This is a genomic window from Streptomyces sp. ST2-7A (genome assembly GCF_021390475.1).
GTDB lineage: Bacteria > Actinomycetota > Actinomycetes > Streptomycetales > Streptomycetaceae > Streptomyces.
Map to the genome: position 1 here is coordinate 44,260 of NZ_JAJUWS010000035.1, position 24,999 is coordinate 69,258.

Below are 24,999 nucleotides of genomic sequence, written 5' to 3' on the forward strand. Positions count from 1 at the left end.
CCCCGTCCCGGGACCGGGCGCCCGGGGGAGGGACACCGAGCAGCCCCGTGCCGGCCGACTGACCCGGCGGGGGGCGTTCCGCCCGGGCGCGGACCGGGTACGCGCCCGGCCGGCCGGTCCGGTGTCGCCGCACCGGACCGGTCCCGGCACCGGTACCACCGGTACCACCGGTACCACCGGTACCACCGGTACCACCGGTACCACCGGTACCACCGGTACCACCGGGGTGCCGAACCCGCCGCCCGGCCGTCAGCCCGGGTCGGGCAGGGCCCGCTCCACGATCGACCGGGTATCCGCCCCGCCCGGCAGCGTCCCGAACGCCCAGCCGCCCTCCCCGCCCAGCCGGGAGGCGCAGAACGCGTCGGCCACCGCCGGCGGCGCGTACCGCACCAACAGCGACGCCTGCGTCAGCAGCGCGATCCGCTCCGCCAACCGCCGGGCCCGACCCTCGATCCCCTCCGGGTCCGACAGCTCCGTCAACAGCTCCTTGAGCGCGGCGTCGAAGCGGTGGTCGGCGCCCGCGGCCCGGCCCAGCTCCGAGAGCAGCGCGTTCAGCGCCCCCGGTTCCCGCTGCAGCGCGCGCAGCACGTCCAGCGCCTGCACGTTCCCCGAGCCCTCCCAGATGGAGTTCACCGGCGCCTCGCGCAGCAACCGGGGCATCCCCGACTCCTCGACGTAACCGTTGCCGCCCAGACACTCCAGCGCCTCGGCCACCACCGGCGTGCACACCTTGGTCACCCGGTACTTCGCCGCCGGCAGCGCGATCCGCAGCAGGTGCCGCTCCGCCGCGTCGCCGTCCTCCGCCCGGTCGTACGCCGCCGCCAGCCGCATCGCCAGCACCGTCGCGGCCTCCGACTCCAGCGCCAGGTCCGCCAGCACGTTCCGCATCAGCGGCTTGTCCACCAGTCGCCCGCCGAACGCCTCCCGGTGCGCGGTGTGGTGCACCGCCCGGGTCAGCGCCTCGCGCATCAGGGACGCCGAACCGGTCACGCAGTCCAGGCGGGTCGCGGCGACCATTCCGAGGATGGTCGCCACCCCGCGCCCCTCCTCGCCCACCAACCGGGCCACCGTCGTGCCGTCGAACTCCACCTCCGAGGAGGCGTTGGCGCGGTTGCCGAGCTTGTTCTTCAGCCGCTGGATCCGGAAGGAGTTGCGGGTCCCGTCCGGCAGCACCCTGGGCAGCAGGAAGCAGCTCAACCCGCCCGGGGCGTGTGCCAGTACCAGGAATACGTCCGACATCGGCGCCGAGCAGAACCACTTGTGCCCGGTCAGCGCGTACAGCCCCTCCCCGCCGGGGATCGGCTCGGCCCGGGTGGTGCCCGAGCGCACGTCCGAGCCGCCCTGCTTCTCCGTCATCCCCATTCCGGCGAGCACACCCGCCTTCTCCCCGGCCGGCCGCAACCCCGGCTCGTACCGGTGGGAGGTGAGCAGCGGTTCCCAGAACGCGGCGAGCTCCCGGTCCGCGCGCAGCGCCGGCACCGCCGCGTGCGTCATCGACAGCGGACAGCCGTGTCCGGCCTCCACCCGGGTCCACACGTGGAAGCCGGCCGCCCGCCGCAGGTGCCCGTCGGGGCGGCCCCAGGCGTCGGTCAGCCCGCCCTCCACGGCCCGCCCCAGCAGCCGGTGCCAGTCCGGGTGGAACTCCACCTCGTCGATCCGGTGTCCGAACCGGTCATGGGTGCGCAGCTCCGGCGGGTGGGCGTCGGCCCGTTCCCCCGCACGGCGGTGGTCCGCCGAGCCGGCGTCCCACCCCAGGGCGGAGAGTTCCGCCGCGATCTCCTCCCGCAGCTCCGGTCGGGCGTGTCGGGTGACGGCCTCGCGCAGCGGCAGGTCATCGGCGAAGGCGTCCCGCCCGGTGGTCTCCGGCGGCTGATTGGTCACGGTGTGGGTGGCGACGGTGGCACGGCTCTCCATGCCGGCTACGTTAGGTGTCGTGGCCACCGAGAAACCATCCCCGGGACCCGACGAGCGGGACGGCGACGACCGTCCCCCCACCGGCGGTGCCGGCCCCGACGACCCGTCCGGCGTCGGAGCGCCGGAGAACGCGGCCGGGGCGATCTCCGGCGCCTCAGCCGGCTCCGGGGAGGAGGGCCTCCGGCGGGCCCGCTACCGCGACATCCCCAAGACGAAGGTGCTGTGGCTGCTGCTGAAGGACACCGCCACCTCCTGCTCCCAACACCGGGTGATCGGCCTGGCCGCCGAGTCCGCCTTCTTCACCCTGCTGTCGCTGCCCCCGCTGCTGCTGGGACTGGTCGGCCTGCTCAGCAGCCTCGACGCCGTCGCCGGCACCGACACCCTCCAGTGGGTGCGGCTGCAGATCCTGGACACCTCGAGCCTGCTGCTCTCCGAGCGCGGCGTGGAGGATGTCGTCCGACCGCTCATCGACGATCTGGTGCAGGGTGCCCGTCCCGACATCATGTCGATCGGCTTCATCGTCGCCCTGTGGTCCGGTTCCCGGGCGGTGAACGTCTTCGTCGGCACGATCACCGTGATGTACGGGCTGGACGGCCATCGCAACCCGGCCGCCACGCGTCTGCTCGCCTTCACCCTGTACGTGATCAGCCTGGTCGTCGGCGCGATCGTGGTCCCGGCCATGGCCATCGGGCCGGACCTGATGTTCACCTGGGTGCCGCAGCTGGAGTCGGTGATGCGCCCGCTGTACTGGCCGGTGGTGGTGACCCTGTGCGTCGGCTTCCTGACCACGCTGTACCACGTGGCCGTCCCCGTGCGCTCGCCCTGGCGCGAGGACCTGCCGGGCGCCCTGGTGGCACTGGGGATCTGGGCGGCCTGCGCCTGGGGCATGCGGGTCTACCTGCGCACCACCGTGGAGGGGCAGAGCATCTACGGCTCCCTGGCGGTGCCCGTCGCCATTCTGCTGTGGCTGGGGTTCTCCGCCTTCGCCGTGCTGGTCGGGGCGGCCCTGAACGCCGCGCTGGACCGGGTGTGGCCGGCCGCGACCACCGCGGCCGGCCGGGCGGAGACCGACCGCGCCCGCGAGGCGGCGCTGCTGGCCGTGCGGGAGGCGATCCGGACGCGTCGCACCCGCGCGGACAAGGAGGGTGTCGAGGAGTCGGACAGTAACCGTTTCGCCCGCCTGCTGGCGGAGTCGCTCAACCCGGCGGAGCTGCGCCGGCAGCTGAAGCGGCTGCGCTCGGGCGGGAGCGGGACGGGCCGGTCGGGGAAGCGGCGCGGGAGCGCGGGGGACCGGGAGGCCGAGGACCCGGACGGCGCGGACCCGGACGGCGCGGGCCCGGACGGGGAGGATCCGGGACGCCCCGCTTCCCGGTGAGCGCCGACCCACCCGTCCGCCCCGTCCGCTGTTCGCCTCCGGACGGCCCGGCGTTCCCCGGCCGGGGAACGCCGGGCCGGGTCGCGTGTGACCGCCGGAAAACGGCCGGAAGGCGACCGGAGAAGATGCGGGAAAAATTCGGGAGGAACTCGGGAAGGACGGGACCCGGGGGACCTGGCTGGTCGGGACGGGGACGGGTAGGCTGGCGGTTCGCCAACCGTGCCGGTGTCAACTGCCATGTGCATTTCGGAAGTTGCCGCGCGCGGGCGGCTCCCCGGGCGCTCGACGCGGGGGACCGGTGTTCGAAGCGCCCTGTTACCGACGGATACCCGGGAGACCCCTCCGTGACAGACGACGCACCCTCCACCCGGCAGCGGCCGACCTCCGGCATCGACACCTCGGTGCCGCACTCCGCCCGGATGTGGAACCACTGGCTCGGCGGCAAGGACAACTACGAGGTGGACCGGGCCGCCGCCGACCAGTTCGCCGCCGCGTTCCCGGCCATCGCCGACAACGCCCGGGCCTTCCGCCACTTCCTGAGCCGTGGTATCCGGTACCTCGCCGAGGACGCCGGCATCCGGCAGTTCCTCGACGTCGGCACCGGTCTGCCCACCGTGGACAACACCCACGAGGTCGCCCAGCGGGTGGCTCCCGACAGCCGCGTCGTCTACGTGGACAACGACCCGCTGGTGCTCGCCCACGCCCGGGCGCTGCTGACCAGCACCCCCGAGGGCGCGACCGCCTACCTCGACGCCGACCTGCGGGACGCCGACACCATCCTGCGCACCGCCGCCGACACCCTCGACTTCGACCGGCCGATCGCCCTGGTCCTCAGCGGCATCCTCGGTCACTACGACGACGAGGTGGCCGACGCCGCGGTCTCCCGCCTGGTCGCCGCCCTGCCTTCCGGCAGCCACCTGCTGATCTGCGACGGCACCGACACCAGCCCCGAGCTGAACGAGGCGCAGCGGATGCACAACGAGCGCGGCGCCGTCGTGTACCACCTGCGCGGCCACGAGCGGATCGGACGGTTCTTCACCGGCCTGGAACTCGTCGAGCCCGGCGTGGTCCCCTGCTACGAGTGGCGGCCCGAGCCCAGCCCGTTCGAGCCGCCGGCGGATGTCCACGCGGCCGGCGGGGTGGGGCGCAAGCCGTGACATGCTGACCACGGAACAGCGGGTACGGGCGGCCGGTGGACACCGACCGCCCGCACCGCGGGACCGGGGCGCGGGGCGCGTCCCGGAGGCGATACGGAGTGACGGCGACGGCATGGGAACGGACATGAGCCTCATGACACCGGAGGGCGCCCGGACCGGTGATCCGGGGGCCGGATCGCCCGGTACCGCGACGGGTCCCACCGTCCCGCGGATGACGCTCGGCGCGGAACTCCGCCGACTGCGCGAGCAGTGCGGGGTCACCGGCAGCGAGGCCGGCGACGTCATCCGGGCCTCCCACTCCAAGATCAGCCGCCTGGAGATGGGACGCACCGGCTTCAAGATCCGGGATGTCTCGGACCTGCTGACCCTGTACGGCGTCACCGACGAGGCCGACCGCGCCACCCTGCTCGCCCTCGCCGAACAGGCCAACAATCCCGGCTGGTGGCACACCTACCACGACGTGGTGCCCCGCCACCTGGAGCTGTTCCTCGGCCTGGAGCAGGCGGCCGACACCATCCGGGCATACGAACTCCAGTTCATCCCCGGTCTGTTGCAGACCGCGGACTACGCCCGCGAACTGTTCCGCCTCACCCGCGACGGCGAGGCCGACAGGACGGTCGAGCGCCGGGTCGAACTGCGGATCGAGCGCCGCCGGGCCCTGCACCGCGTCCCACCGGTCAGGCTGTGGGTCGTCATCGACGAGGCCGCGCTGCGCCGCCCGCTCGGCGGGACCCGGGTGCACCGGGCCCAGTTGCGACATCTGCTGGAGATGTCCGAACTGCCGAACGTCACCATCCAGGTCATGCCCTTCTCCGCCGGCGGGCATCCGGCGATGGGCGGCCCGATCACGCTGCTGCGACCCCCCGTGGACGACCTGCCGGACATCGTCTACATCGAGCAGCCGCTCAGCGGTCACTACGTCGACCGGACGGCCGACGTGGAGCGATACCGGCACATCATGAACCAATTGGTCATCGAGGCGGCCTCGACGGACGTCTCCCGCGCCATGATCGCCGGGATGGTCGCCGACCTCTGACCCCCGGGGACGAACCGGGGCCCGACGGGGTGACGCGGCCCCGCCCACCGCTCCTCACGGCGGTGGACGGGGCCGCGTCGCGTGAGCCGGACCGCACCCGGCCCGGTGCCGGGGCGCATCTCAGGGGTGCACCCGCGCGGGAATCCGCGTGGCCTCCTCGATCTCGTGTTCCGCCTTGTGCCGCAACTGGGCGGACAGGTCGCCCAGTAGACGCGCCGCCGCGACCTCCTCGCCGACCCGTGGCTGCTCCGGGTCGTCGGGGTGCCGGTCGGCGTGACCCCGGGCGCGCAGTTCCGTGCCGTCGGGCAGCCGCAGCAGGGCAACGGCCCGGGTCTCGGAGCCGATCTCCCGGAACTCCAATTCGATGTGCCAGCCCGTCACGGTTCGCACCGCGTCGGTCCGGTGGGCATGCTCCACGATCGTCACCTCCGGAGGGTCCCGGGCACCGGGCGGGGACGCCCGCGCCCCGGGGCCGATCGTTCCTCGGTGGTCCCGGGTCGTACCGGGTCGGGCCCGGCGGCACGGTGTACCGACACGGGCGGCCCGGCGCGCGGCCCGACACCCATCCCGTTCGGGATGTCTCCACCATTCCAGGGTGCACCCGATCACCCCCGCCCCGCGAGCGCGCGCCACGGTCGCGTCCGCCTCTCGCCCGGGAGCGGCCCCGCCCGCCGTCCCGCCCAACCGAAAACCCGTTGCCCCGCCCCCGACCCCTCCCTACGCTGGATCCGCGCCCCCGGTCGGTGGGCGCCCGGGAGCCGCCCGGGGTCTCGGGACCCCGGTTTCCGCGCACGTCGTTTCCGTACACGACGCGCCCCTCGCCGGGTGCGGGAGGGAGGTGGCACGCATGGTCGCCGTCTTCGTGATCATCGGCGCCGACGTCACCGTCGCGCACAGCCCCCTCGACGGCACGGGCACCGCCCGCCCCGTCGCCCCTTCCCCTCACCGGCCCGCGACCCGCGGCTGAGCCGGCCCGCCCCGCCACCACCGTTCCACCCCGCCGGTGCCTTCCGCGCCGAGTGGTGGGTTCGGCGTGCGACATCGGGCCGTGCGCCCGCCGGGTCGCCCTCCCATCCGAGGACCCCACCCGTGCAGATCCCGCACACCCCCGACCGTCTTCCCGACCCCCTCCACGCCGACCCCCTCCACCCTGTCGCCGTCGAGGCCGCCACCGGTCTCCCGGACAGCGCCCGCACCGCCGGGTATCCCGATCCGGGGGAACTTCTGCGCTACGGCTGGAACGACGATGTCTTCGACGCCTTCTCCCCCCACGCCGGCCGGGGCCTGGTTCCGGGCCGGGTCGTGCGGGTCGATCGCGGCGGCTGCCGCCTGATCACCGACCGCGGCCCGGTGCGTGTCGAACATGCCGACACCCCCGGCGCCGCCGACCCCGGTGCCGTCACGGACCCGGCCGAGCGGCCCTGCCCCGGTGACTGGGCCGTTCTCGCCCCGCTCCCCGACAGTCGGTGGCGGCTGCACACGGTGCTGCCCCGCCGCACCGCACTGCTCCGCTCCGGCGCGGGTCGCCGCAGCGGGGCACAGGTGCTCGCCGCCAACGTCGATCGCGTGGTGATCACCGTCTCCCTGCACGCCGAACCCGTGCCCGCCCGGACCGAGCGCCTGGTCTCCCTGGCGTGGGCGGCGGGTGCCCAACCGATCGTCGTCCTCACCAAGGCCGACCTCGCCCCGGCCGCCGACCAGTCGATGGTCGACACCGCCACAGTGGTGCCCGGCACCCCCGTCCTGGCCCTCTCCTCCCGTACGGGGGAGGGCGTGGAGGCCCTCGCCGACCGGCTGACCGGCCTCACCTCCGTGATCCTCGGTCCCTCGGGAACGGGGAAGTCCACCCTGGTCAACGCCCTGTTGGGCCGGGAGGAACAGCGGGTGAGCCGAATCCGGGAGACCGACGGGCGTGGCCGGCACACCACCACCGCCCGCGACCTGCTCCCGCTGCCCGGTGGCGGCGTGCTCATCGACACCCCCGGTGTCCGCGGGGTGGGCATGTGGGGAGCCCGCGAGGGCATCCGGCGCACCTTCACGGACGTGGAGGAACGCGCGGCGGAATGCCGGTTCGCCGACTGCTCCCACACCGCCGAGCCCGGTTGCGCGGTGCTCGCCGCCGTGGAGAGCGGGGAGTTGCCCGAACGCAGGCTTTCCGGTTATCGCAAGCTCTTGCGGGAGGAGGCGTGGGAGGCATCCCGGAGCGACGCCCGCCTGCGCGCCGACCAACGCCGTGAGTTCAAGCAGCGGCACCGGGAGATGGAGGACCGGATGGCCCGCAAGTACGGGCCGGGAGGTCGTGCCGACCGTCGGTGAACCGGTCGGCCGGCCCGGTCCCGTGCCGCCGGCGCCGGGGCATCGGACGGCCGGTCCTCGACCGGTCTTCCCACCGGCAGTCGTCCCCGGGCCGGCCGTCCGGGCCCGGCGCGTTCCCCGACGACCCCCGGGCCGGCGGTGACCCCCGCCCCGCCGACATCCACCGTCCGGGCCCGGTCATCGCCGGGCCCGGTGGTGTCGCGGACCCCGCCCCGCCCCTCCCGTCGGCGGTGGGGGGAGCGGGAACCGGTGCGATCCGATCCTCATGATCGCCCGCCCCGGGGCCTGTTCGCTCAAGGCGAACAGGCCCCGGTCGGCGGGTCGGGACCACCGTGCCGGAGCACGGTTCCGTTCCTCACGCCCCGTAAGGTCGTCGCCATGACTCCCTCGATCGCCACCAACACCCGTGTCGCCCGCGAGGAACTACTGGATTTCGTCCGGCCCCGCCACCGGGCCCTGATCATCACCCACCGCGCCGACGGGGAGATCCAGGCATCCCCGGTCACCTGCGGAGTGGACACCGTCGGCCGGATCGTCGTCGCGACCTACCCCGAGCGCGCCAAGACCCGCAACCTGCGCCGGGACCCGCGCGTGAGCGTGGTCATCCTGTCCGACGAGTGGAACGGTCCCTGGGTCCAGATCGACGGCACCGCCGTGATCCTCGACGTCCCCGACGCCGTCGAGCCGCTCGTGGAGTACTACCGGTCCATCTCCGGCGAGCACCCCGACTGGGCCGAGTACCGGCGGGCCATGGTCCGCCAGGGCAAGTCGCTGCTGCGGGTCGTCCCCGAGCGTTGGGGACCGGTCTCCACCGGCGGCTTCCCCGCCCACCTCGCGGAGGACTGACGCCGACCCCGTGCCGCTGCCGGTGTCGTCTCCACCGCCGGGAGCGGCACGGGTGGCGCCGCACGACCGATCGGCGACCGATCGGCGGGCGCGCCGGTGCCCGAACATGATCGGTGTCCGATTTCCGCCGGACGCGGGTCCCCGGGCACGGCAGACTCGAAGGCGTGATGGACGACGAGACCAGGTACGCGGCCGTGCGCGGGCGGGACGCCCGCTTCGACGGCGTGTTCTTCACCTGCGTGACCTCCACCGGCATCTACTGCCGCCCCAGCTGCCCGGCCCGCACCCCCAAGCGGGAGAACGTCCGCTTCCTGCCCTCGGCCGCCGCCGCCGGTTCCGCCGGGTTCCGCGCCTGCCGCCGCTGCCGACCCGACGCCGTGCCCGGCTCCCCGGAATGGAACCCGCGCGGCGACGTGGTCGCCCGTGCCGTGCGCCTGATCGCCGACGGCGTCGTGGACCGCGAGGGCGTCCCCGGCCTCGCCCACCGCGTCGGCTACAGCCCCCGCCAGTTGCAACGCCGACTGATCGCCGAACTCGGCGCCGGTGCCGGCGCCCTCGCCCGGGCGCAGCGCGCCCACACCGCCCGCCTGCTGCTGCAGAGCACCGAACTACCCATTACGGAGGTCGCGTTCGCCGCCGGCTTCGCCAGCGTCCGGCAGTTCAACGAGACCATCCGGGAATTGCACGACCGCACCCCGGGCGAGCTGCGCGCCGCCGTGGGCCGCGCCCGCCGCTCGGCCGGCGGCGGGCGGCTCGCCGGGTCCCCGGCCGGCCCGGGGGCGCGGGGTGGCCCGACACCGGGGGAAGCGCTGCGGCTGCGCCTGCCCCACCGCGGCCCCTACGCCGTGCGGGAGATCCTCGACTTCCTCACCCGGCGGGCGGTCCCCGGCATCGAGGAGGTGTCCGGGGCGCCCGGTGCGCGTCGCTACCGCCGCACCCTGCCCCTGCCGCACGGTCACGGGGTGCTGGAGATCCGGGAGGACGAGGCCCTGAGGGATCTCGCCGAGGACTCCGGGAACCACCCGGAGAACGGGTCCGGCGGCGGACGACTGCCGGTTCTGCTCCGGCTGACCGACCACCGGGACCTGACCGCCGCCGTCCAACGGGTGCGATGCCTGTTCGACCTGGATGCCGATCCCTTCACCGTCGCCGAACGCCTCGGCGGGGAACCGCTGCTCGCCGACGCGGTGCGGCGCCGTCCCGGCCTCCGCTCGCCCGGTGCCATCGACCCCGTCGAGGCCGCCGTGCGAGCGGTGCTCGGCCAGCAGGTCACCGTCGCCGCCGCCCGCACCCTCACCGGCCGGCTCGTCGCCGCCCTGGGCACCCCGCTGCCCGTACCCGACGGCGGGTTGACCCACCTCTTCCCGACCGCCGACGCCCTCGCCGCCGCCCCCCTCGGCCCCGAGGACCTGTCGGGTCTACCCGCCGCCCGCCGCCGCACCCTGCACACCGTGGCCGAGGCGCTCGCCGACGGACGGGTGCGACTGGACCCCGGCGCCGACCGGGAGGAGACCGAACGCGCGCTGCTCGCACTTCCCGGCATCGGCCCGTGGACCGCCGGTTACCTGCGGATGCGCGCCCTCGGTGACCCCGACGTGCTGCTCACCGGGGACGCCGGGGTCCGTGCCGGTCTCGCCCGGTTGGGCGTCGATCCGGCGGGGTCCGCGCCACTCACCGAGGCGTGGCGGCCCTGGCGCAGCTACGCCGTGCACCACCTGTGGCGCCTCGCCGCCGGGCCGGCGCCCGCCGAGCCGGCAGGGGACGGCCCGCCCGACCCCGACCGGCCCGGCCCCGAGTCGCCGATACCGCGTCCGGTGGCATCCCGCCTCCGCGCCCCCTCCACCCGCCCCACCGCCCCTCGTACCGTTCGGGAGCCCGCATGACCACCGCCGCTCGTTCCGCTTCCCGCCCCGTCGCCGCCCCGGTCGGTGACGTCCTCTACACCGTGCACCCCAGCCCCTTGGGCGACCTCGTCCTCGCCGGCCCGGAATCGGATGTCCTCGGCTCGATCACCGTCCCCGGTCAGCGGCACGCCACCGGCGTCCAACCCCACTGGCGACGCGAGGACACCGCCTTCACCGAGGCCGCCCGCCAACTCGACGCCTACTTCGCCGGGGAGCTGCGCGAGTTCTCTCTGGTCCTGAGCACCCCGACCTCCGAGTTCCGCCGCCGGGTGTGGGAGGCGCTGGACGCCCTCCCCTACGGCACCACCGTCACCTACGGTGAACTGGCCCGCCGTGCCGGCGCCCCGGCCGCGTCCGTCCGGGCCGTCGGCGGCGCGGTGGGACGCAACCCGCTGACCGTCGTCCGACCCTGCCACCGCGTCATGGGCGCCAACGGCTCCCTCACCGGCTACGCCGGCGGTCTGGACCGCAAGCGGTTCCTCCTCCAGTTGGAGGGTGTCCTGCTCTGAGGCCGACCGGCATCCGCTTTCCCGGGCCGATCGGCGCGTCCCGGGGGCCGTGCGGCCGGACCGCGTCCATCCTTGGGTCCGGGGGCGAAGGACCGATGACGGGTCCGGGCTCGCCCCGGACACCCACCGAAAGGGATTGTGTGATGAGCGGACCGGTCAGCACGGTCGACGCGCCCGACGACCGGGCCGACACCGGCCATCCCGCCCCGCCCTGCCTGGAGGTCACCGAGGGCCGCGAGGCGACCGTCGGCGGGATGCGGGTACGCCGGTCCCTGCCGCGCCGGGGGCGTCGCACCGTGGGCGCCTGGTGCTTCGCCGACCACATGGGCCCCGCCGACGTCACCGAGAACGGCGGCCCGGACATCGGCCCCCACCCGCACATCGGCCTGCAGACCGTCACCTGGCTGCTCGACGGTCAGATGCTCCACCGTGACAGCCTCGGCTCCGAACAGGTGATCAAGCCCGGTCAGCTCAACCTGATGACCTCGGGCAACGCCGTCTCCCACGCGGAGGAGGACCCCGGCCATCACCGGGGCATCCTGGAGGGCATCCAGCTGTGGACCGCCCTCCCCGAGTCCACCCGCCACGGCACAGCCGACTTCGAGCACCACACCGAACTGCCGAGGACCGACCTCGACGGCGGCACGGGCGTCGCCACCGTCCTGATCGGTGACTTCGCCGACCTGGCGAGCCCCGCCCGCCACGACACCCCGCTCGTCGGCGTGGAACTCGACCTCCGGGGCCCGGCCACGGTGCCGCTGCGCCCGGACTGGGAGTACGCGCTCGTCGTCCTGCGCGGCGCCGTCGCCGTCCACGGGCAGTCCCTGGGACCCGGCCGGCTCGGCTATTTGGGGGAGGGGCGGGACCACCTCCCGCTGGAGGTCCGCGAGCCCACCCGGGTCATGCTCCTGGGCGGCGAGCCCTTCCCCGAGCCCATCGTCATGTGGTGGAACTTCGTCGGCCGCGACCGCGCGGAGATCGACGCCGCCTACGACTCCTGGGCCCGCATGGACGACCGTTTCGGCCGCGTGGAGTCCTCCCTGCCCCTGATCCCCGCCAAGCCACCCCGCTGGCGCCGCTCCGGCCCCGGCCGCTGACCGGAGGCCTTTCGTCCCTCCCGACGGACATGGAATCTTCTCGGGGGTGACGAAGAGAAAAGGGGGATGGGAGTCGCTCCGGGCCGATGCCTTGTCCTCCTCGTGGTCCCGACGCACCCGTGCCGGGCGCATCCTGGCCCCCTTCGCCGGGCTTCCCGAGGTGGATGACGTGTTGCTGAGGCTGCTGGGGGACCCGGAGGACACCGCGGTGACCCTTGAGACGGCCGAGGCCCTGGCAGGGGTGGGGACGTGGGAGGCCGTGAGACTTCTCGCCGTCGGTCTCGCCAAGGGCGACGATCAGCAGGGGGATTGGATTCTGACCGGGCTTCACAACGTGCTGGTGGACGCGAACGGTCTACCAGAGGTCATGGCGGCGTGTGGGGAGCTCGTCCACCACCCGGATGAGACCGTCCGCCGGGGCGTCGCGGAGATCTTGGCCTGGATGGAGGAGAAGCGCGGCTGAGCCGGGAGACGGTGGAGCGCGAGACCCTGCCCGCGCTGCTGCGCGGGTACCGGGAGGGGCCGGCCGGCGTCCTCGACTGCCTGGCGGCCGAGGACGCCGAGGAGGGAGGGTTCCTCGGCTGGTTCTCCCTGCGCCCCGCGCACAGCGCCGGCCTGCGCCCCGGCGACGGCCTGGAGTTGGGCTACCGCCTGCGCCCGGCGGTGTGGGGGCGCGGCTACGCGCCGAGGGCGCCCGGGTCCTGTTCGCCACGGCCTTCACCGACTTCGGCGCGGAACGGGTCGTCGCCACGACGATGACCGTCAACACCGCCTCGCGGCGGGTGCTGGAGAAGGCCGGCCTGGCGCTCGTGCGCACCTTCTTCGAGGAGTGGCCCGACCCCATCGAGGGCGCCGAGCACGGCGACGTCGAGTACGCCCTCACCCGCGAGGCGTGGCCCGGCCGTTCTGTCTGGTGGCCGGAAGTGGGGAGCGACGGTGGGCGCGGCCGGATCGGGGGAGAGCCCTGCCGGCCGCGCCGATCGGCCCCTCAGTCGAGCAGGTGGTCGGCCTTGCCGGCCTTGATGTCGCGGATGAGGGTGCGCAGGGCGTCGATGGAGTCGGTGACGCGGTGGTTCTCCTGGCCGTGGACGGCTATGTGCGCGTTGCCTTCCGCGTCGGTGCCGATGCGGAAGCAGTTTCCGGAGTCCTGACAGAAAGGACCTTCCCAGATGATCTCGGGCACGTTGTCTCCTCAGAGGTTGCGGATGATGGAGGCGATCAGGCTCCTGCTCGCCTCCTCGGACAGCGCCAACTCCTGCATTCTGTCCAGTTGTTTGCGGAATTTGACCAGTTGACCTTCCAGGTGCAGGAACTCGGCCTCAATCGTGCGATCCAACTGCACGGTGTCCAACCGGGGCACCTCCCCCTCCGTATAGAGGATCGCCTGGCCCGAACCGGGAAACGCGCCGGCCGAGAAGGGCAGGACAAACACAAGGATGTTCTCCCGCTCACTCAGCTCCACCATGTGCAGAAGCTGCTTCCGAAGGACACCCCGTCCACCCACCTCGATCCTCAGCGCCGATTCGTGGACGATCGCCGTGTATGTGGGAGCGCCGGGTCGGTCCAGGGCCCGTCGACGTTGAACGCGGTGGGCCACCCTGGCTTCGTACTCCTCCGTCGGCAGGGGCGGCACGGCTGCTCCGAACAGTGCGCGTGCGAACGCCTCGGTCTGAAAGGGGCCGGGGACATGGGTCATCGTGCTCATGCGCATCCCGTGGGCGGACCACTCCAACTCGGCGATGTCGAGAAAGGTCGGTGGGAGGATCCCCCGGAACTCCTCCCACCATCCCTTGGTTCGTTCGGCGCTCATGCGCGCCAACGCCTCGACCAGTACCGGATCCGCGCACTCGTAGTTGCAGGCCAGTCGACGCACTCGTTCAGGGCTGATGCCATGACGTCCGGCTTCGGTGCTGGTGATGACGGTGCGCTTGGTCGCCAGGACGCCGGCGGCTTGTTCGGTGGAGAGACCGGCCGCTTCACGCAGCTTCCGAAGCTCCGCTCCCAGGCGTCGCTGGCGGGCGGTGGGATGGCTTCTGGGCGGCATGTGTTCCCCTCGTCACGAAAACCCTCGAGTGGGAGGTAACACCCCATCCAGGGAGAGGTGGTACATGTGCTCCCGATTCGCTACTCTGAGTCTCGCGCATCTTACGCAAGGCAACGTCGGAAGTGCACCGCGCGAGTGTGCCCACCTTTCCCGGGGTGGGAACGCTCGGGCCCGGGAAGGCGAGCCACTGACGCGCCGTGGTCGCGAGTACCACCCATCCTGTCAACCCTGTGCCCAGGCGCCCGAGTTCAACCGAGGAGCCGGTCGTGCCGGAGACCCCTCTCTCCATCCTGTCCGCCCGTAACCACCCCGCCGTTCCCGTCGTGCCCCGCTGCTGGACCTTTCCGCCCGAACCGGGCTCCGTGGCCCGTGCCCGCCGGGCGGTGGTCGACGCCCTGTCGCCCGACTGTTGTCCCGAGGTGCGCGACGACCTCGCCCTGGTCGTCTCCGAGCTGGTGACCAACGCGATTCGCCACGGTGCCGAACCCGACCACGCCGAACTCGTCGAACTGGTGCTGTGGCCGGTGGACGGTTGCTACTGGCTGGCGGTCTCCGACCCCGGCGAGGGACTGCCGCACCGGGCCCCGCCGAGCACCGAGGCCACCGGCGGACGCGGTCTGCCGCTGGTGGACGCCCTCACCGTCACCCGCGCGATCGTCCCCCGCCCGGTGCGCGGCAAGTCCGTCGTCGTCGGCCTCCGCCTGCGCGCCGGGGCCTGAACGGAAACCCCGACCGGCCGTCGTCACGAAGAAGACGCCGACCGCCACGTATTCGGGCGCGGCTTCCACGCCTTCTGGGGCGAAGGAATTCATCACGACTTGGCGCATTGCCGTTCGCCCGGGTTGAGCTCCCAATCACCCGAAATATTTGATCACTTCTGCCGGAGGGCGCCCTTCCTTTTTCCATTGATACGCGACGTGGGCGGCGGAACTTTTGAAATCTTCTCTCCTGAAACCACCCTCATCCCCCTCGCCCTCTTTTGGTGGAGAGGAGAACTCCCCGGAAGCGATCGACAGAACGCCCCCTTGGCGGGGGTGACCGGAGGAGTCGGATTCGAAAATTTTTTCATCCTTCTCGTCCAGTACAAAGTGTGCGACCCGAGTTCCGCCTTCGAGATCGACTCGGTACAGGTGGAGATGTTCGGCCTCATCGATGAGTTGAGCCCGGAAAGACATGGTCATGCGTCAACCTCTCGTAGCTATCGACGGCGTCCGAATCCGTCTCGGGAAGCCGCTTCCGGATCCCAGGTGTGCCCGGCGTCCAAGGTGGCCTGATGAGCTTCTTTGTAGCTGTTGCTGCCGGTCTCTCTCATGTGGTTGGACTCGTATAGTTCATGACGGAGGAGGTCGATATCCGAGGAGTGGGGGTTGCCATTTCTTAGGCGAACCCACGCTTCGGCAATTCGAGGGTTCGAGTCGAATTTCCCGACCCTGGCCTCACCGTAGCTGTCCAGTAGATGTTCATCTTCGAAAAGGTGTTTTTTGATTTGTCGAACCTGATCGGGAGTGAATCCATGCCTTTGGGCGGTGGTTGCCACGGCCCCCACGTCATCTGCTTTCCTGATCTGATCATAAGCGGCATCGGCCCACTCCGTCTCGAAATCAATGTCATTTCGGACGCGTCGGATTTCGCCACCGCTTTGCAGTACCTCGTCAGCTGTCCGCCGTAAGCCGTTCCTTGCTGTGGTGAGCAATCCTGCGGCAGTCGTCATGCCCTTGAAGCCGGGGATACAGTCCAGGGCGGCGAAGCCCACGTCCCACAGGGTGGCGTCGCCGTTGGCGTAGTCGATGAGGGTGTCGGCCAGCACGATCAGGGCGGCGGCCAGGACCAGCCAGGCCAGGGGCCCGCCGATGATCATGACGATGATGCCGACCACCGCGACGACGACCTTGGCGACGGCGACGATGGTGTCCCAGTTGTCCACGACCCAGTCGGCGGCCTTCTGCCACCACTTGCGGTTCGGAATCCCGGCCTCGGAGGCTTCTTCGAGGTCCGCCTTGCAGCGCTGGGCTGCTTCCTCGCGCAGTTCCTTGGCCTGAGCGGCCAGCGCGATGGCGAGGTCGAGTTTCCCGCGCGCGTCGGTGACGGCGCTCTCGGCGTTGCCCTGATCGGTCTCCGCGTCGGTGAGCGCCCGGCGGACCTCGGCGGCGACCTCGCCCTCGTCCGGCGGTTCGGCCGCCTCGGTCGCGTCCTCCAGGGCGGAGGTGGCTCGCTCCAGCCAGGATTGGGCGGTGGAGAGTTCCTCGCGGGCCTCGATCGCCCGGTTCAACGCCCGATCCGCGTCGGTCTGCGCCTCCCTGAGCTTCGGCGCGTAGGTGAGCAGGGCCTGCGCGGCGAGGTCGTAGGAGGTGTGCAGCTTGTTCAGGTCGGGCGGGAGCTTGTCGAACCGGTCCCGGTAGGCCTCCGCGCTCTCCCCCACGAACGAGGCGAGCGCGCCCTCCTCACCCATGGAGCGGACCTTGCCCAGGGCGGTGAAGACGTCCTCGGCGAACTCATCGAGTTCATTGCCCAGGCGCTCGATGCGATCGGGATCCCCCGGTGTCGGATCCGATCCCATCTCCACCGGCGACCAATCCGATGCCCGCGCCATACCCCATCAACCCCCGTTGTTCAGCTGTGGCCCCCTACCCCACCCCCGATCCCCCCGGACCAACAGGTGGCAACCCCACGGACACTAAACGAGGTTGGGGAGACCTCACAACGTCTCCCACCCGGTCGTTCCCGCCCCCGCCCCGCGCCGGGGGCGCTCACCCACGACCACGGGCCCCGTCCCCTCGGGAAGTGTCCGGGAGGTCGGGGCCCGTGGCCGTGGGTCGGCTCAGCCGGCGCTCGCCGCCATGCGCTCGCGCAGCGACCGGGGGCGCATGTCGGTCCACACCCGCCCGATGTGGTCCAGGCACTCCTGCCGGGTGCCGGAGGTGCCCTCGGCGTGCCAACCGGGAGGGAGGTCCCGGCCCTCGCGCCAGATGGAGTACTGATCCTCGTCGTTGCGCACGACCAGGTAGCCGGTCTCGTTGCCGTCGGTCATCGCCTCGGTCCTCCCGGGTGCGGTGGAAACGTCCGGCACCAGCGTGGGCCGGGAACGCGACGACGGACAGGGAGAAACACGCAGCGTCGACGGCAATCGACCGTGCGGCTCCTTCCCTGGTGAAGGGGGACGGCGCGGCGGCAGTGTTCCGGTACACCGAGGCACCACCGACCCCGCTGTGGAAGGAGTCCCGCCATGCCGGACGTTCCGGAGAACGTGCAGCTGCCCACCGGGGGGTGGCGGTTGTGGGAGCACTTCGCCCTGCGGGGGCCGGGTTTCCCGGCCGACGGTGTGCTGGAGCTGGCCCCGCCGGGTCTGGCCGCGGCCGCCGACAAGTTCGACTCCGACCGGCAGCCCTCGGGCCCGGAGTGGGAGGGCTTCGTCGAGGCCTTCGACGAGGCGGCGGTGGCGACGGCGCACCGGTTGCGGGAGATCGCGGCCTCGCCGCGGTTCCGTGCGGCGGTGGCGTGGCAGAACCCGACGGTGTTGCGGACGGGGATCGCGCCGTTCCTGAAGTGGGAGCCGAGTGCGGCGGGGCGCACCAGCATGCCGCGTCAGCGCGAGGAGTTGGTGGCGCACTACTGGCAGCGGTTCTGTGTGAAGAACGACACCATCGGCTTCTTCGGCCCCGTCGGCTGGGGCCGCTGGGACCTGTCCCGTCACGACACGGTAACCGTGGATCCGGGGGAGGGATTTCTCGCCGACTCGCGCGTGTACTTCGCGAGTTGGGCCATCGACGCGTTGGCCCGATCGGTATGGGAGGACCCCCGGACGCGCCGGTGGATCCCACCGCGTCGGGTCTCCTTCGTCCGGCTCGACGACGGGCGGGTACGGCTGCCCGGCCGCCCGCCACAGGAGATCTCCGAAGAGGACCGCACCGTTCTGGAGCTGTGCGACGGGACACGTTCGGTGGTCACGATCGCCGACGGACTCGGAGTGTCCGAGGAGCGGGTGACGGGCATCGTGGAGAGCCTGGTGAAACGGCGCTGGGTGCACTGGCGGCTGGAGGTCCCCTCCAGCTCCTTCCCGGAGCGGGCCCTGCGGGAGATCCTGGTGCGGATCGGTGACCGGAAACTGCGCGAGGAGGCGTTGCAACGCCTCGCCGTTCTGGAGCGCGGACGCGACGCGGTACAGGCCGCCGGCACGGACGCGGCCCCCCTCTCCCGTGCCCTGGAGGCGCTGGAGACCGACTTCGCCGCCCTCACCGCCACCGAGGCCCAGCGCGCCAAGGGCGCGCGAACGGCCCCCTGCCGAGGGCTGGTCTACTCCGACGCGCGGCGAGCCGCACGCGCCACGCTGGGCACGGGCCTGCTGGATCGACTCACCCCCCTGGGTCTGTGTCTGACCGCCGCCCGCTGGATGACCAACCGCGTCGCGGAGGTCGTGGGGGGCCGGCTGCGCGAGGAGTACCGCAAGCTGGCCGCCGCCGGTGACGGGGTCGTGGATCTCGGCACCCTGTGGATGTCCTGCCTGCCCTCCCCGCACCCCCGGGCGGGGGCGGACATCGACGCCGTCCAGGAGGAGCTGCGGGCCAAGTGGGCCCGGGTGCTGGAGGTCCCGGAGGGGGTGCGACGGGTGCGGCTGGAGTCGGAGACCATCGCCGACCGGGTCCGGGAGGAGTTCGAGGAGCCCGGCGCCGGTTGGTCCCTGGCCCGTTACATCAGCCCGGACCTCCTGGTGCTGGCCGACGATCGGGAGGCCGTGGAGCGTGGGGAGTTCGGCCTGGTGCTGGGCGAGATGCACTGCGCGCTCAACACCATGGGCGCCTCACTCTTCGTCCACCAGCACCCGGACCGGGAGGCCCTGGTGGACGAGACGACCCGGGACTTCCCCGGCCCGCGTCTGCTGCCGCTGCTGCCCAAGGAACTGCCGCTGAAGTGGTCCGCCCGCAGCCGCCCCTCCCTGGACCGGCCGCAGGACTACCACGTGGCGCTCGTCGACGACACCGGCGACCCCCACCGGCCGCGCACGCTGCGCAGCGCGGACGTCATGGTGGAGGAGCGCGACGGGGAGATGGTCGTCGTCCTGCCCGACGGGGTGGTCTTCCCCCTGCTCGATGTCTACGCCAACGCCCTCACGCAGCGGGTGATGGACCGTTTCAGCCTGCGTCCGGAGGGCGACCACACCCCGCGCATCACCATCGACGACATGGTCGTCTCCCGCGAGACGTGGTCCTTCGACGCGGCGGAGCTGGATTTCGCCGAGGAGAAACAGGAGGCCGGCCGCTTCGTGGGGGCCCGCCGGTGGCGACGCGAACACGACCTGCCCCGCTACGTCTTCGTCGTCTCCCCGACCGAACCCCGCCCCTTCTACGTCGACTTCGCCAGCCCCGTCTACGTCAACATCCTCGCCAAGGCGGCCCGTCGACTCGCCCGGCGGGAACCGGGGGCCCGGCTCCGGATCAGCGAGATGCTGCCCACCCCCGAACAGGCGTGGCTGACCGACGACCGGGGCCACGTCTACACCTCCGAGCTGCGTTTCGTGGCTGTCGACACCACGGCCGTGGAGGACGGGGGCGAACGGTGATGCGCACCTTCGTCGACGACATCGCCACCCTGGCCACCCGCGACCCGCACCGCGTGGCCGTGGTCGGTCCGACAGGGAGTACCGCCTACGGGGAACTGATCGATCGGGTGGAGCGGTTGGCCGGCGGATTGCGCTCCCGGGGCGCCGGACCGGAGACCGTCTGCGCCGTCGCCGTGGATCGCGCGGACGCCGTCGTGGCCACGGCCGCCGTGATCCGTTCGGGCGCGGTCTTCCTCGGGCTGGACATCGAGCAGCCCCCGGCCCGGCTCGCGGCCCTGGCGCGCACCGGAGGGGCCCGGATGCTCCTCACCACCGCGGACCTCGCCGAACGCCTCGCCGGCCTGCCCGTGCCCGGGCCCCCGGTGCTCTTGGACGATCCGGCACCCCCGGGGGAGCGGGGAGTGCTCACCGGGCCGCACGGACGGAACGCGGCGTACGTCAGCCACACCTCCGGCTCCACCGGCGAACCCGCCCCCGTGCTGATCGAGCACCGCGGTCTGGACGCCTATCTGCGGTCCGTCGTCCGGGACTGCCGGCTCGGCCCGGACACCGTCGCCCTCCAGGTGGCACCCCAGGGGTACGACGCCTCGCTCCGCGACACCCTCGCCCCCCTGCTGGCGGGGGGACGGGTGGTGGTGGTGCCCCGCGCGGTGCTGATGCGTCCCGCGGCCCTGGGCGCCGCCATCCGGGAACGGGGCGTGAACACCCTGCTGAGCGTGACACCCTCCTTCCTGTCCTTCATCGCCGGGCAGCCGGACGCCGCCGACATCCTCGCCGGTGTCCGACTCGTCGCCTCCAGCGGCGAGTCACTGCGGCCCTTCCTCGCCGCCGGCGGGCGGGGACTCGTGGCGGGGGAGCTGATCAACCAGTACGGGCCCACCGAGTGCACGATGACCTCGACCCGCCACGCCGTGCCGCGCGTGGGCGAGGTGGGGAACGACGGGACGGTCCGGCGCCGGGCCGGGGGAGGGGCCGATGTCGTCGGCGAGCCCCTGGACCACGTGGCGGTGCGCCTGTTGGACAACGACCTGGTCCCCGTGCCCGACGGTGCCACCGGGGAGGTCTTCATCGGCGGCCCCGGGGTGGCGCGCGGCTATCGGGGGCAGCCCTCCCGCACGGCCGAGTGCTTCGTCCCGGACCCGCTGGGCCCGCCCGGGGCCCGCCTCTACCGCACCGGGGACCTGGCCCGCCGGGGACCGCGGGGACTGGAGTACCTCGGACGCACCGACCGACAGGTGAAGATCCGCGGGTACCGCGTCGATCCGGCCGAGGTGGAGGGGACGCTGCTGTCCCACCCGGGCGTCACCGGCGCCGTGGTCACGGCGGACGGTGACGAACGTGGGCGGGTCTTCCTGACCGCCCACGTGACGGGCGTCCCGGCAGGGGTGGAGGACGCCGAACTGCGCTCCCACCTGCTGCGCACCCTCCCACCACACCTGATGCCCCGTCGCTTCGTGCGACGGGACTCCCTGCCCACCACCCGCAGCGGCAAGATCGACCGTCGTGCCCTGGCCTCCTCCGGGGGGACGTCGTGACCGCCTCCGTGACCCGGTTGGGACCGGCCGATGTCCGGGCCGCCGCGTCCCGCATCTCCCCACACGTTCGCCGCACCCCGCTGACGGGCGTCCTGCGCGGCACGCTGCCGGGGCTGCTGCTGAAGGCCGAACACCTCCAGCACGGCGGTTCGTTCAAGATTCGCGGCGCGGCCAACGCCCTGCTGGGCCCGGGGGTCCGGCGAATCGTCACCGGTTCCTCGGGCAACCACGGCATAGCCCTCGCCCGACTGGCCGCCCCCCTGGGAGCGGAGGTGACGGTGGTGATGGCGGCCGGGGCCAACCCCGCCAAGGCGGCCCTCATCCGGGCCCTGGGGGCCCGGACGGTCACCGTGCCGGGCGATGTCGTCGACCGCGAGGAACGCGCCCGCTCCCTCGCCGAGCGAACCGGCGCGACCCTCGTGCCCTCCTCCGATCACGAGTTGGTCGTCGCCGGGCAGGGCACCGTCGGCGCGGAGATCCTGGCCGACGCGCCGGACACCGGGACCCTTTACGTGCCGGTGGGCGGTGGTGGGCTCCTCGCAGGCGTCTGTCTGGCGGCCCGGGACCACCGGGTGCGGATCGTCGGTGTCGAGCCCGCCGCCCTGCCGCGTTACGCCCGTTCCCTGGAGGTCGGTCACCCCGTGCTGTTGCCGTGGGCGGACACCGTGGCCGACGGCCTGCGCGGCCGGTGTCCCGGCGAGGTCACCTACCCGATCGTCCGCGACCGCGTCGACTCCCTGATCACCGTCGACGACTCCGAGATCACGGCGGCCATGACACTGCTGCACCGGCACGGCGTCCGGGCCGAGCCCACCGGGGCCGTCGCCCTCGCGGGGGTGTTGCGGGACGGCGCGCGCGGTCGTGCCGTGGCCGTCGTCTCCGGCGGCAACGGGGTACGGCCGCCGATGTCCGCAGTCCCCCGCCCCCGATCACTGTCGAACCCGGCCCCGTACCGGGGCTCCCCACGTCCACTCCCCGAAGCCCGACCCCGGGGCGCCCGTCCCGGGGAATCCGTCCGCGCCCGCCCGGGCCGAGACCCCCGAGGAGACACCGTGACCACTCACGCCCGCCCCACCACCGCCGATGTCACCGAGCTGTTGGTGGCCGCCTTCCGCGAGGCGCTCGATCTCCCGGAGTGCGACGAGCACAGTGACTTCTACGAGTTGGGGGGCGACTCGCTCACCGCCTTCCGGATCACCGCGCACGTTCAGGAGGCACTCGACATCGAGGTTCCCGTCGCACTGTTGTTCGCCTACCCCACGCCCGCCGAGCTGGCCGATGTCATCGAGGCCGACTTCACCGACGCATGACCGGCAGGAGGCGGAACACCATGACCGAGATCGAGACGGGGATCGGGGAGCCGACCCCGGCCGGACACCGGCGCCTGTGGGAGCAGTTCGCGCTGCGCGGCGCCGGGTTCCCGGCCGACGGTGTGCTGGAGCTGGCCCCGCCGGGTCTGGCCGCGGCCGCCGACAAGTTCACCGCCGACGAGGAACCGACCGGCGAGGCGTGGGAGGAGTTCACCGCCCTCCACACCGAGGCGGCGGTGGCGACGGCGCGCCGGTTGCGGGAGATCGCGGCCTCGCCGCGGTTCCGTGCGGCGGTGGCGTGGCAGAACCCGACGGTGTTGCGGACGGGGATCGCGCCGTTCCTGAAGTGGGAGCCGAGTGCGGCGGGGCGCACCAGCATGCCGCGTCAGCGCGAGGAGTTGGTGGCGCACTACTGGCAGCGGTTCTGTGTGAAGAACGACACCATCGGCTTCTTCGGCCCCGTCGGCTGGGGCCGCTGGGACCCGACCGTCGACGGGGTCGCCGTCGACCCGGGCCGGGGCCTGATCGCGGCCACCGGGGTGTACTTCGCCGGCTGGGCCGTGGACGCCCTGGCGGAACACCTGGACCGGGACCCGGCCCTGCGCGAGTGGACCGCTCCCCGACCGGTGCCGTTCGTCCGCGTGGAGGGGAACGTGGTCCGGTTGCCCGGCCGTCCCCCGCGCACCGTGGACGACCCCACGGCCGATGTCCTCGCCCTGTGCGACGGCGTGCGGCCCGCCCGGGAGATCCGGGCCGCGCTCCCGGGGATCGACGTGTCGGCGGTGCTGGAGGATCTCGTGGCCCACCGGTGGGTGGTGTGGCGGCTGGAGGTCCCCGCCTCCACGCACCCGGAGCGGTGGCTGCGCACGTGGCTGGAGGGGGTCGGCGACCCCGCCCTCCGCGACCGCGGGCTGGACGCCCTGGAGATCCTGGAGCGTGGTCGGGAACGTGTCCGGGTCGCCGGGGACACCGGGGACGCCGACGAACTGGTGGCCGCACTGGCCGCGTTGGAGAGGGACTTCACCACCCTCACCGACACCGCGGCCGTCCGGGAGAAGTCGGCGTCCACGGCCCCCTGCCGCGCACTGGTCTACTCCGACTCCCGACGCTCCGCGACCGTGCGCACGGGACCGGTGGTGCGGGAGGCGCTCGCCCCGCTCGACCCGCTGCTCACCGCCGCCGGTTGGCTGACCTCCCGGCTCGCGGAGGAGGTGATGGGACGGATCCGCGCCGTGCACGCCCGGTTCGCCGCCGACGGCCCGGTCGGTCTGGCCGACTTCTGGTTCGCCTGCATGCCCGTCCTGCACGGTGAGGCGCGCGACGTCGCGGACCGGTTGCAGGGTGAGTTCCGAGAGCGCTGGCGGGAGATCCTGGGCCCGTCCCCGGACGCGCACCGGGTGAACAGGACCCTGTCCGACATCGAGGGCGCGGTCGAGGAGTACTTCGGTGGCGCGCGCCCCGGCTGGACCGCCGCCCGCTACCTCAGCCCCGACGTCATGATCGCCGCGACGGAACCGGAGGCCGTGGCGCGGGGGGACTTCGAACTCGTTCTGGGAGAACTGCACCTGGCGGCGAACACCCTCGGCGCCTCGCTCTTCGTCCACCAGCACCCCGACCCCGGGGAACTGGTCGAACTGACCGATCGCGACCACCCCGCCCCCCGCCTGATGCCCCTGTTGCCCAAGGAACACCGTTCCCGACTGTCGGGCCGCATCCGCCACGCCCTCGTCCGGCCGACGGACTACCAGGTGGCGCTGGTGGACTTCACCGCCGATCCGCGTCGGCCGCGCACCGTCCGAGGCGCGGAGGCCGAGGTGGTCGAACGGGACGGCGAACCGGTCGTCCTGCTCCCCGACGGGACCGCGTTCCCGGTGGTGGAGGTCTTCGCACACGCGTTGACCACTCTGTCCATGGACCTGTTCGACATCCTTCCCGAGGCCCCCCACACCCCCCGGGTGACGATCGATCGGCTGGTGGTCGCCCGCGAGACCTGGCGACTGCCCGTCGGGGAGGCGGACTTCGCGGAGGAGAAGAACGAGGCCCGCCGCTATGTCCGCGCCCGGCAGTGGCGCGAGCGACACCGGCTGCCCCGCTTCGTCTTCGTTGTCTCGCCCACCGAGCCGCGCCCGTTCTACGTGGACTTCGACAGCCCGGTCTACACGACCATCCTCGCCAAGGCCGTCCGCCGGCTCGCCCGCCGGGAGCCGGGAGCGGTGCTCACCCTCACCGAGATGCTGCCCACCCCCGAACAGACCTGGCTGACGGACGACGAGGGACGCCGCTACACCTCCGAGTTGCGGTTCGTGGCGGTGGAGGAGGGCTGACCCGCGCACCCCGTCCAGCAGTCCAGCAGTCCAGTCCGTGGAGCGCGGCGTCGCGCCCGACCCGGGACCCCCGGGTCG

The 24,999-nt window shown here is 72.8% G+C and carries 21 protein-coding genes and 1 pseudogene; 15 read left to right on the forward strand and 7 right to left on the reverse strand.

Annotated features, from left to right (window positions below; all coding sequences use genetic code 11):
- Window positions 1–249: 249 nt before the first annotated feature.
- Complete coding sequence (locus LZF96_RS19660; protein ID WP_233874394.1) at window positions 250–1,914, reverse strand: acyl-CoA dehydrogenase family protein; 1,665 nt, start codon at window positions 1,912–1,914, stop codon at window positions 250–252.
- A 142-nt stretch (window positions 1,915–2,056) separates the two neighbouring features.
- Here LZF96_RS19660 and LZF96_RS19665 point away from each other — a divergent pair, with 142 nt between their 5' ends.
- From LZF96_RS19665 to LZF96_RS19675, 3 genes are all read left to right on the forward strand, one after another.
- Complete coding sequence (locus LZF96_RS19665) at window positions 2,057–3,289, forward strand: YihY/virulence factor BrkB family protein (protein ID WP_374203280.1); 1,233 nt, start codon at window positions 2,057–2,059, stop codon at window positions 3,287–3,289.
- Between the two features lie 344 nt (window positions 3,290–3,633).
- Entirely contained in the window at window positions 3,634–4,446 is an 813-nt protein-coding gene (locus LZF96_RS19670) for an SAM-dependent methyltransferase (RefSeq protein ID WP_233874397.1), read from the forward strand.
- Window positions 4,447–4,657: 211 nt separating this feature from the next.
- Complete coding sequence (locus LZF96_RS19675; protein ID WP_233874400.1) at window positions 4,658–5,482, forward strand: helix-turn-helix transcriptional regulator; 825 nt, start codon at window positions 4,658–4,660, stop codon at window positions 5,480–5,482.
- A gap of 120 nt (window positions 5,483–5,602) precedes the next feature.
- On the opposite strand, the gene LZF96_RS19680 is transcribed toward LZF96_RS19675, so the two are convergent.
- Complete coding sequence (locus LZF96_RS19680; protein WP_233874403.1) at window positions 5,603–5,908, reverse strand: DUF1876 domain-containing protein; 306 nt, start codon at window positions 5,906–5,908, stop codon at window positions 5,603–5,605.
- A 798-nt stretch (window positions 5,909–6,706) separates the two neighbouring features.
- On the opposite strand from LZF96_RS19680, the gene rsgA reads away from it, so the two are divergent.
- The 7 genes and pseudogenes from rsgA to LZF96_RS27125 form a co-directional block, all read left to right on the forward strand.
- Window positions 6,707–7,798, forward strand: coding sequence for a ribosome small subunit-dependent GTPase A (gene rsgA / locus LZF96_RS19685; RefSeq protein WP_233874464.1), 1,092 nt, complete (start codon window positions 6,707–6,709; stop codon window positions 7,796–7,798).
- A gap of 378 nt (window positions 7,799–8,176) precedes the next feature.
- Window positions 8,177–8,644 carry a PPOX class F420-dependent oxidoreductase gene (locus LZF96_RS19690; protein ID WP_233874405.1) on the forward strand — a complete coding sequence of 156 codons (468 nt, stop codon included), beginning with the start codon at window positions 8,177–8,179 and terminating at the stop codon, window positions 8,642–8,644.
- Window positions 8,645–8,811: 167 nt separating this feature from the next.
- Complete coding sequence (locus tag LZF96_RS19695; protein WP_267941121.1) at window positions 8,812–10,527, forward strand: DNA-3-methyladenine glycosylase 2 family protein; 1,716 nt, start codon at window positions 8,812–8,814, stop codon at window positions 10,525–10,527.
- A complete protein-coding gene (locus tag LZF96_RS19700; protein ID WP_233874411.1) occupies window positions 10,524–11,057 on the forward strand; it encodes a methylated-DNA--[protein]-cysteine S-methyltransferase in 534 nt (177 codons plus the stop codon). Before LZF96_RS19695 ends, LZF96_RS19700 begins: the two co-directional genes overlap by 4 nt.
- Window positions 11,058–11,200: 143 nt before the next feature.
- Window positions 11,201–12,154, forward strand: coding sequence for a pirin family protein (locus LZF96_RS19705; RefSeq protein ID WP_233874414.1), 954 nt, complete (start codon window positions 11,201–11,203; stop codon window positions 12,152–12,154).
- 46 nt (window positions 12,155–12,200) lie between these two features.
- The gene (locus tag LZF96_RS19710; RefSeq protein WP_233874417.1) at window positions 12,201–12,617 is read left to right on the forward strand and encodes a hypothetical protein; all 417 of its coding nucleotides are present in this window, start codon (window positions 12,201–12,203) and stop codon (window positions 12,615–12,617) included.
- An 11-nt stretch (window positions 12,618–12,628) separates the two neighbouring features.
- A pseudogene (locus LZF96_RS27125) lies at window positions 12,629–12,897 on the forward strand (GNAT family N-acetyltransferase); the annotation flags it as partial.
- A 245-nt stretch (window positions 12,898–13,142) separates the two neighbouring features.
- Here LZF96_RS27125 and LZF96_RS19720 read toward each other — a convergent pair.
- Window positions 13,143–13,337 (reverse strand): hypothetical protein, encoded by a 195-nt coding sequence (locus LZF96_RS19720; RefSeq protein WP_233874420.1) that lies wholly within the window; start codon window positions 13,335–13,337, stop codon window positions 13,143–13,145.
- A gap of 9 nt (window positions 13,338–13,346) precedes the next feature.
- Window positions 13,347–14,198, reverse strand: coding sequence for a helix-turn-helix transcriptional regulator (locus tag LZF96_RS19725; RefSeq protein ID WP_233874423.1), 852 nt, complete (start codon window positions 14,196–14,198; stop codon window positions 13,347–13,349).
- Between the two features lie 266 nt (window positions 14,199–14,464).
- Here LZF96_RS19725 and LZF96_RS19730 point away from each other — a divergent pair, with 266 nt between their 5' ends.
- Complete coding sequence (locus LZF96_RS19730) at window positions 14,465–14,917, forward strand: ATP-binding protein (RefSeq protein WP_233874426.1); 453 nt, start codon at window positions 14,465–14,467, stop codon at window positions 14,915–14,917.
- Between the two features lie 135 nt (window positions 14,918–15,052).
- Here LZF96_RS19730 and LZF96_RS19735 read toward each other — a convergent pair whose 3' ends face one another.
- From LZF96_RS19735 to LZF96_RS19745, 3 genes are all read right to left on the reverse strand, one after another.
- The gene (locus tag LZF96_RS19735; RefSeq protein ID WP_233874429.1) at window positions 15,053–15,379 is read right to left on the reverse strand and encodes a hypothetical protein; all 327 of its coding nucleotides are present in this window, start codon (window positions 15,377–15,379) and stop codon (window positions 15,053–15,055) included.
- Between the two features lie 17 nt (window positions 15,380–15,396).
- Entirely contained in the window at window positions 15,397–16,788 is a 1,392-nt protein-coding gene (locus LZF96_RS19740) for a putative T7SS-secreted protein (RefSeq protein ID WP_233874432.1), read from the reverse strand.
- Between the two features lie 228 nt (window positions 16,789–17,016).
- Entirely contained in the window at window positions 17,017–17,226 is a 210-nt protein-coding gene (locus LZF96_RS19745) for an MbtH family NRPS accessory protein (RefSeq protein WP_233874435.1), read from the reverse strand.
- A gap of 195 nt (window positions 17,227–17,421) precedes the next feature.
- On the opposite strand from LZF96_RS19745, the gene LZF96_RS19750 reads away from it, so the two are divergent.
- The 4 genes from LZF96_RS19750 to LZF96_RS19765 are packed head-to-tail and all read left to right on the forward strand — an operon-like array spanning window position 17,422 to window position 24,921.
- Window positions 17,422–19,752, forward strand: coding sequence for a lantibiotic dehydratase (locus tag LZF96_RS19750; RefSeq protein WP_233874437.1), 2,331 nt, complete (start codon window positions 17,422–17,424; stop codon window positions 19,750–19,752).
- Window positions 19,752–21,287, forward strand: a complete 1,536-nt coding sequence (locus LZF96_RS19755) for an amino acid adenylation domain-containing protein (protein ID WP_233874440.1) — start codon at window positions 19,752–19,754, stop codon at window positions 21,285–21,287. The genes LZF96_RS19750 and LZF96_RS19755 overlap by 1 nt, the downstream gene beginning before the upstream one ends.
- Entirely contained in the window at window positions 21,284–22,597 is a 1,314-nt protein-coding gene (locus LZF96_RS19760) for a pyridoxal-phosphate dependent enzyme (protein WP_233874443.1), read from the forward strand. The genes LZF96_RS19755 and LZF96_RS19760 overlap by 4 nt, the downstream gene beginning before the upstream one ends.
- 20 nt (window positions 22,598–22,617) lie before the next feature.
- Entirely contained in the window at window positions 22,618–24,921 is a 2,304-nt protein-coding gene (locus tag LZF96_RS19765; protein WP_233874446.1) for a lantibiotic dehydratase, read from the forward strand.
- The last annotated feature ends 78 nt before the right edge of the window (window positions 24,922–24,999 follow it).

Excerpts from the sequence above, each read along its gene's own strand:
- LZF96_RS19705 (WP_233874414.1), top strand. The coding sequence starts at position 11,201 with ATGAGCGGACCGGTCAGCACGGTCGACGCGCCCGACGACCGGGCCGAC.
- LZF96_RS19765 (WP_233874446.1), top strand. The coding sequence starts at position 22,618 with ATGACCGAGATCGAGACGGGGATCGGGGAGCCGACCCCGGCCGGACAC.
- LZF96_RS19675 (WP_233874400.1), top strand. The coding sequence starts at position 4,658 with ATGACGCTCGGCGCGGAACTCCGCCGACTGCGCGAGCAGTGCGGGGTC.
- LZF96_RS19660 (WP_233874394.1), bottom strand. The coding sequence starts at position 1,914 with ATGGAGAGCCGTGCCACCGTCGCCACCCACACCGTGACCAATCAGCCG.
- LZF96_RS19700 (WP_233874411.1), top strand. The coding sequence starts at position 10,524 with ATGACCACCGCCGCTCGTTCCGCTTCCCGCCCCGTCGCCGCCCCGGTC.
- LZF96_RS19735 (WP_233874429.1), bottom strand. The coding sequence starts at position 15,379 with ATGACCATGTCTTTCCGGGCTCAACTCATCGATGAGGCCGAACATCTC.
- LZF96_RS19745 (WP_233874435.1), bottom strand. The coding sequence starts at position 17,226 with ATGACCGACGGCAACGAGACCGGCTACCTGGTCGTGCGCAACGACGAG.
- LZF96_RS19740 (WP_233874432.1), bottom strand. The coding sequence starts at position 16,788 with ATGGCGCGGGCATCGGATTGGTCGCCGGTGGAGATGGGATCGGATCCG.
- LZF96_RS19750 (WP_233874437.1), top strand. The coding sequence starts at position 17,422 with ATGCCGGACGTTCCGGAGAACGTGCAGCTGCCCACCGGGGGGTGGCGG.
- LZF96_RS19725 (WP_233874423.1), bottom strand. The coding sequence starts at position 14,198 with ATGCCGCCCAGAAGCCATCCCACCGCCCGCCAGCGACGCCTGGGAGCG.
- LZF96_RS19695 (WP_267941121.1), top strand. The coding sequence starts at position 8,812 with ATGGACGACGAGACCAGGTACGCGGCCGTGCGCGGGCGGGACGCCCGC.
- LZF96_RS19755 (WP_233874440.1), top strand. The coding sequence starts at position 19,752 with ATGCGCACCTTCGTCGACGACATCGCCACCCTGGCCACCCGCGACCCG.
- LZF96_RS19690 (WP_233874405.1), top strand. The coding sequence starts at position 8,177 with ATGACTCCCTCGATCGCCACCAACACCCGTGTCGCCCGCGAGGAACTA.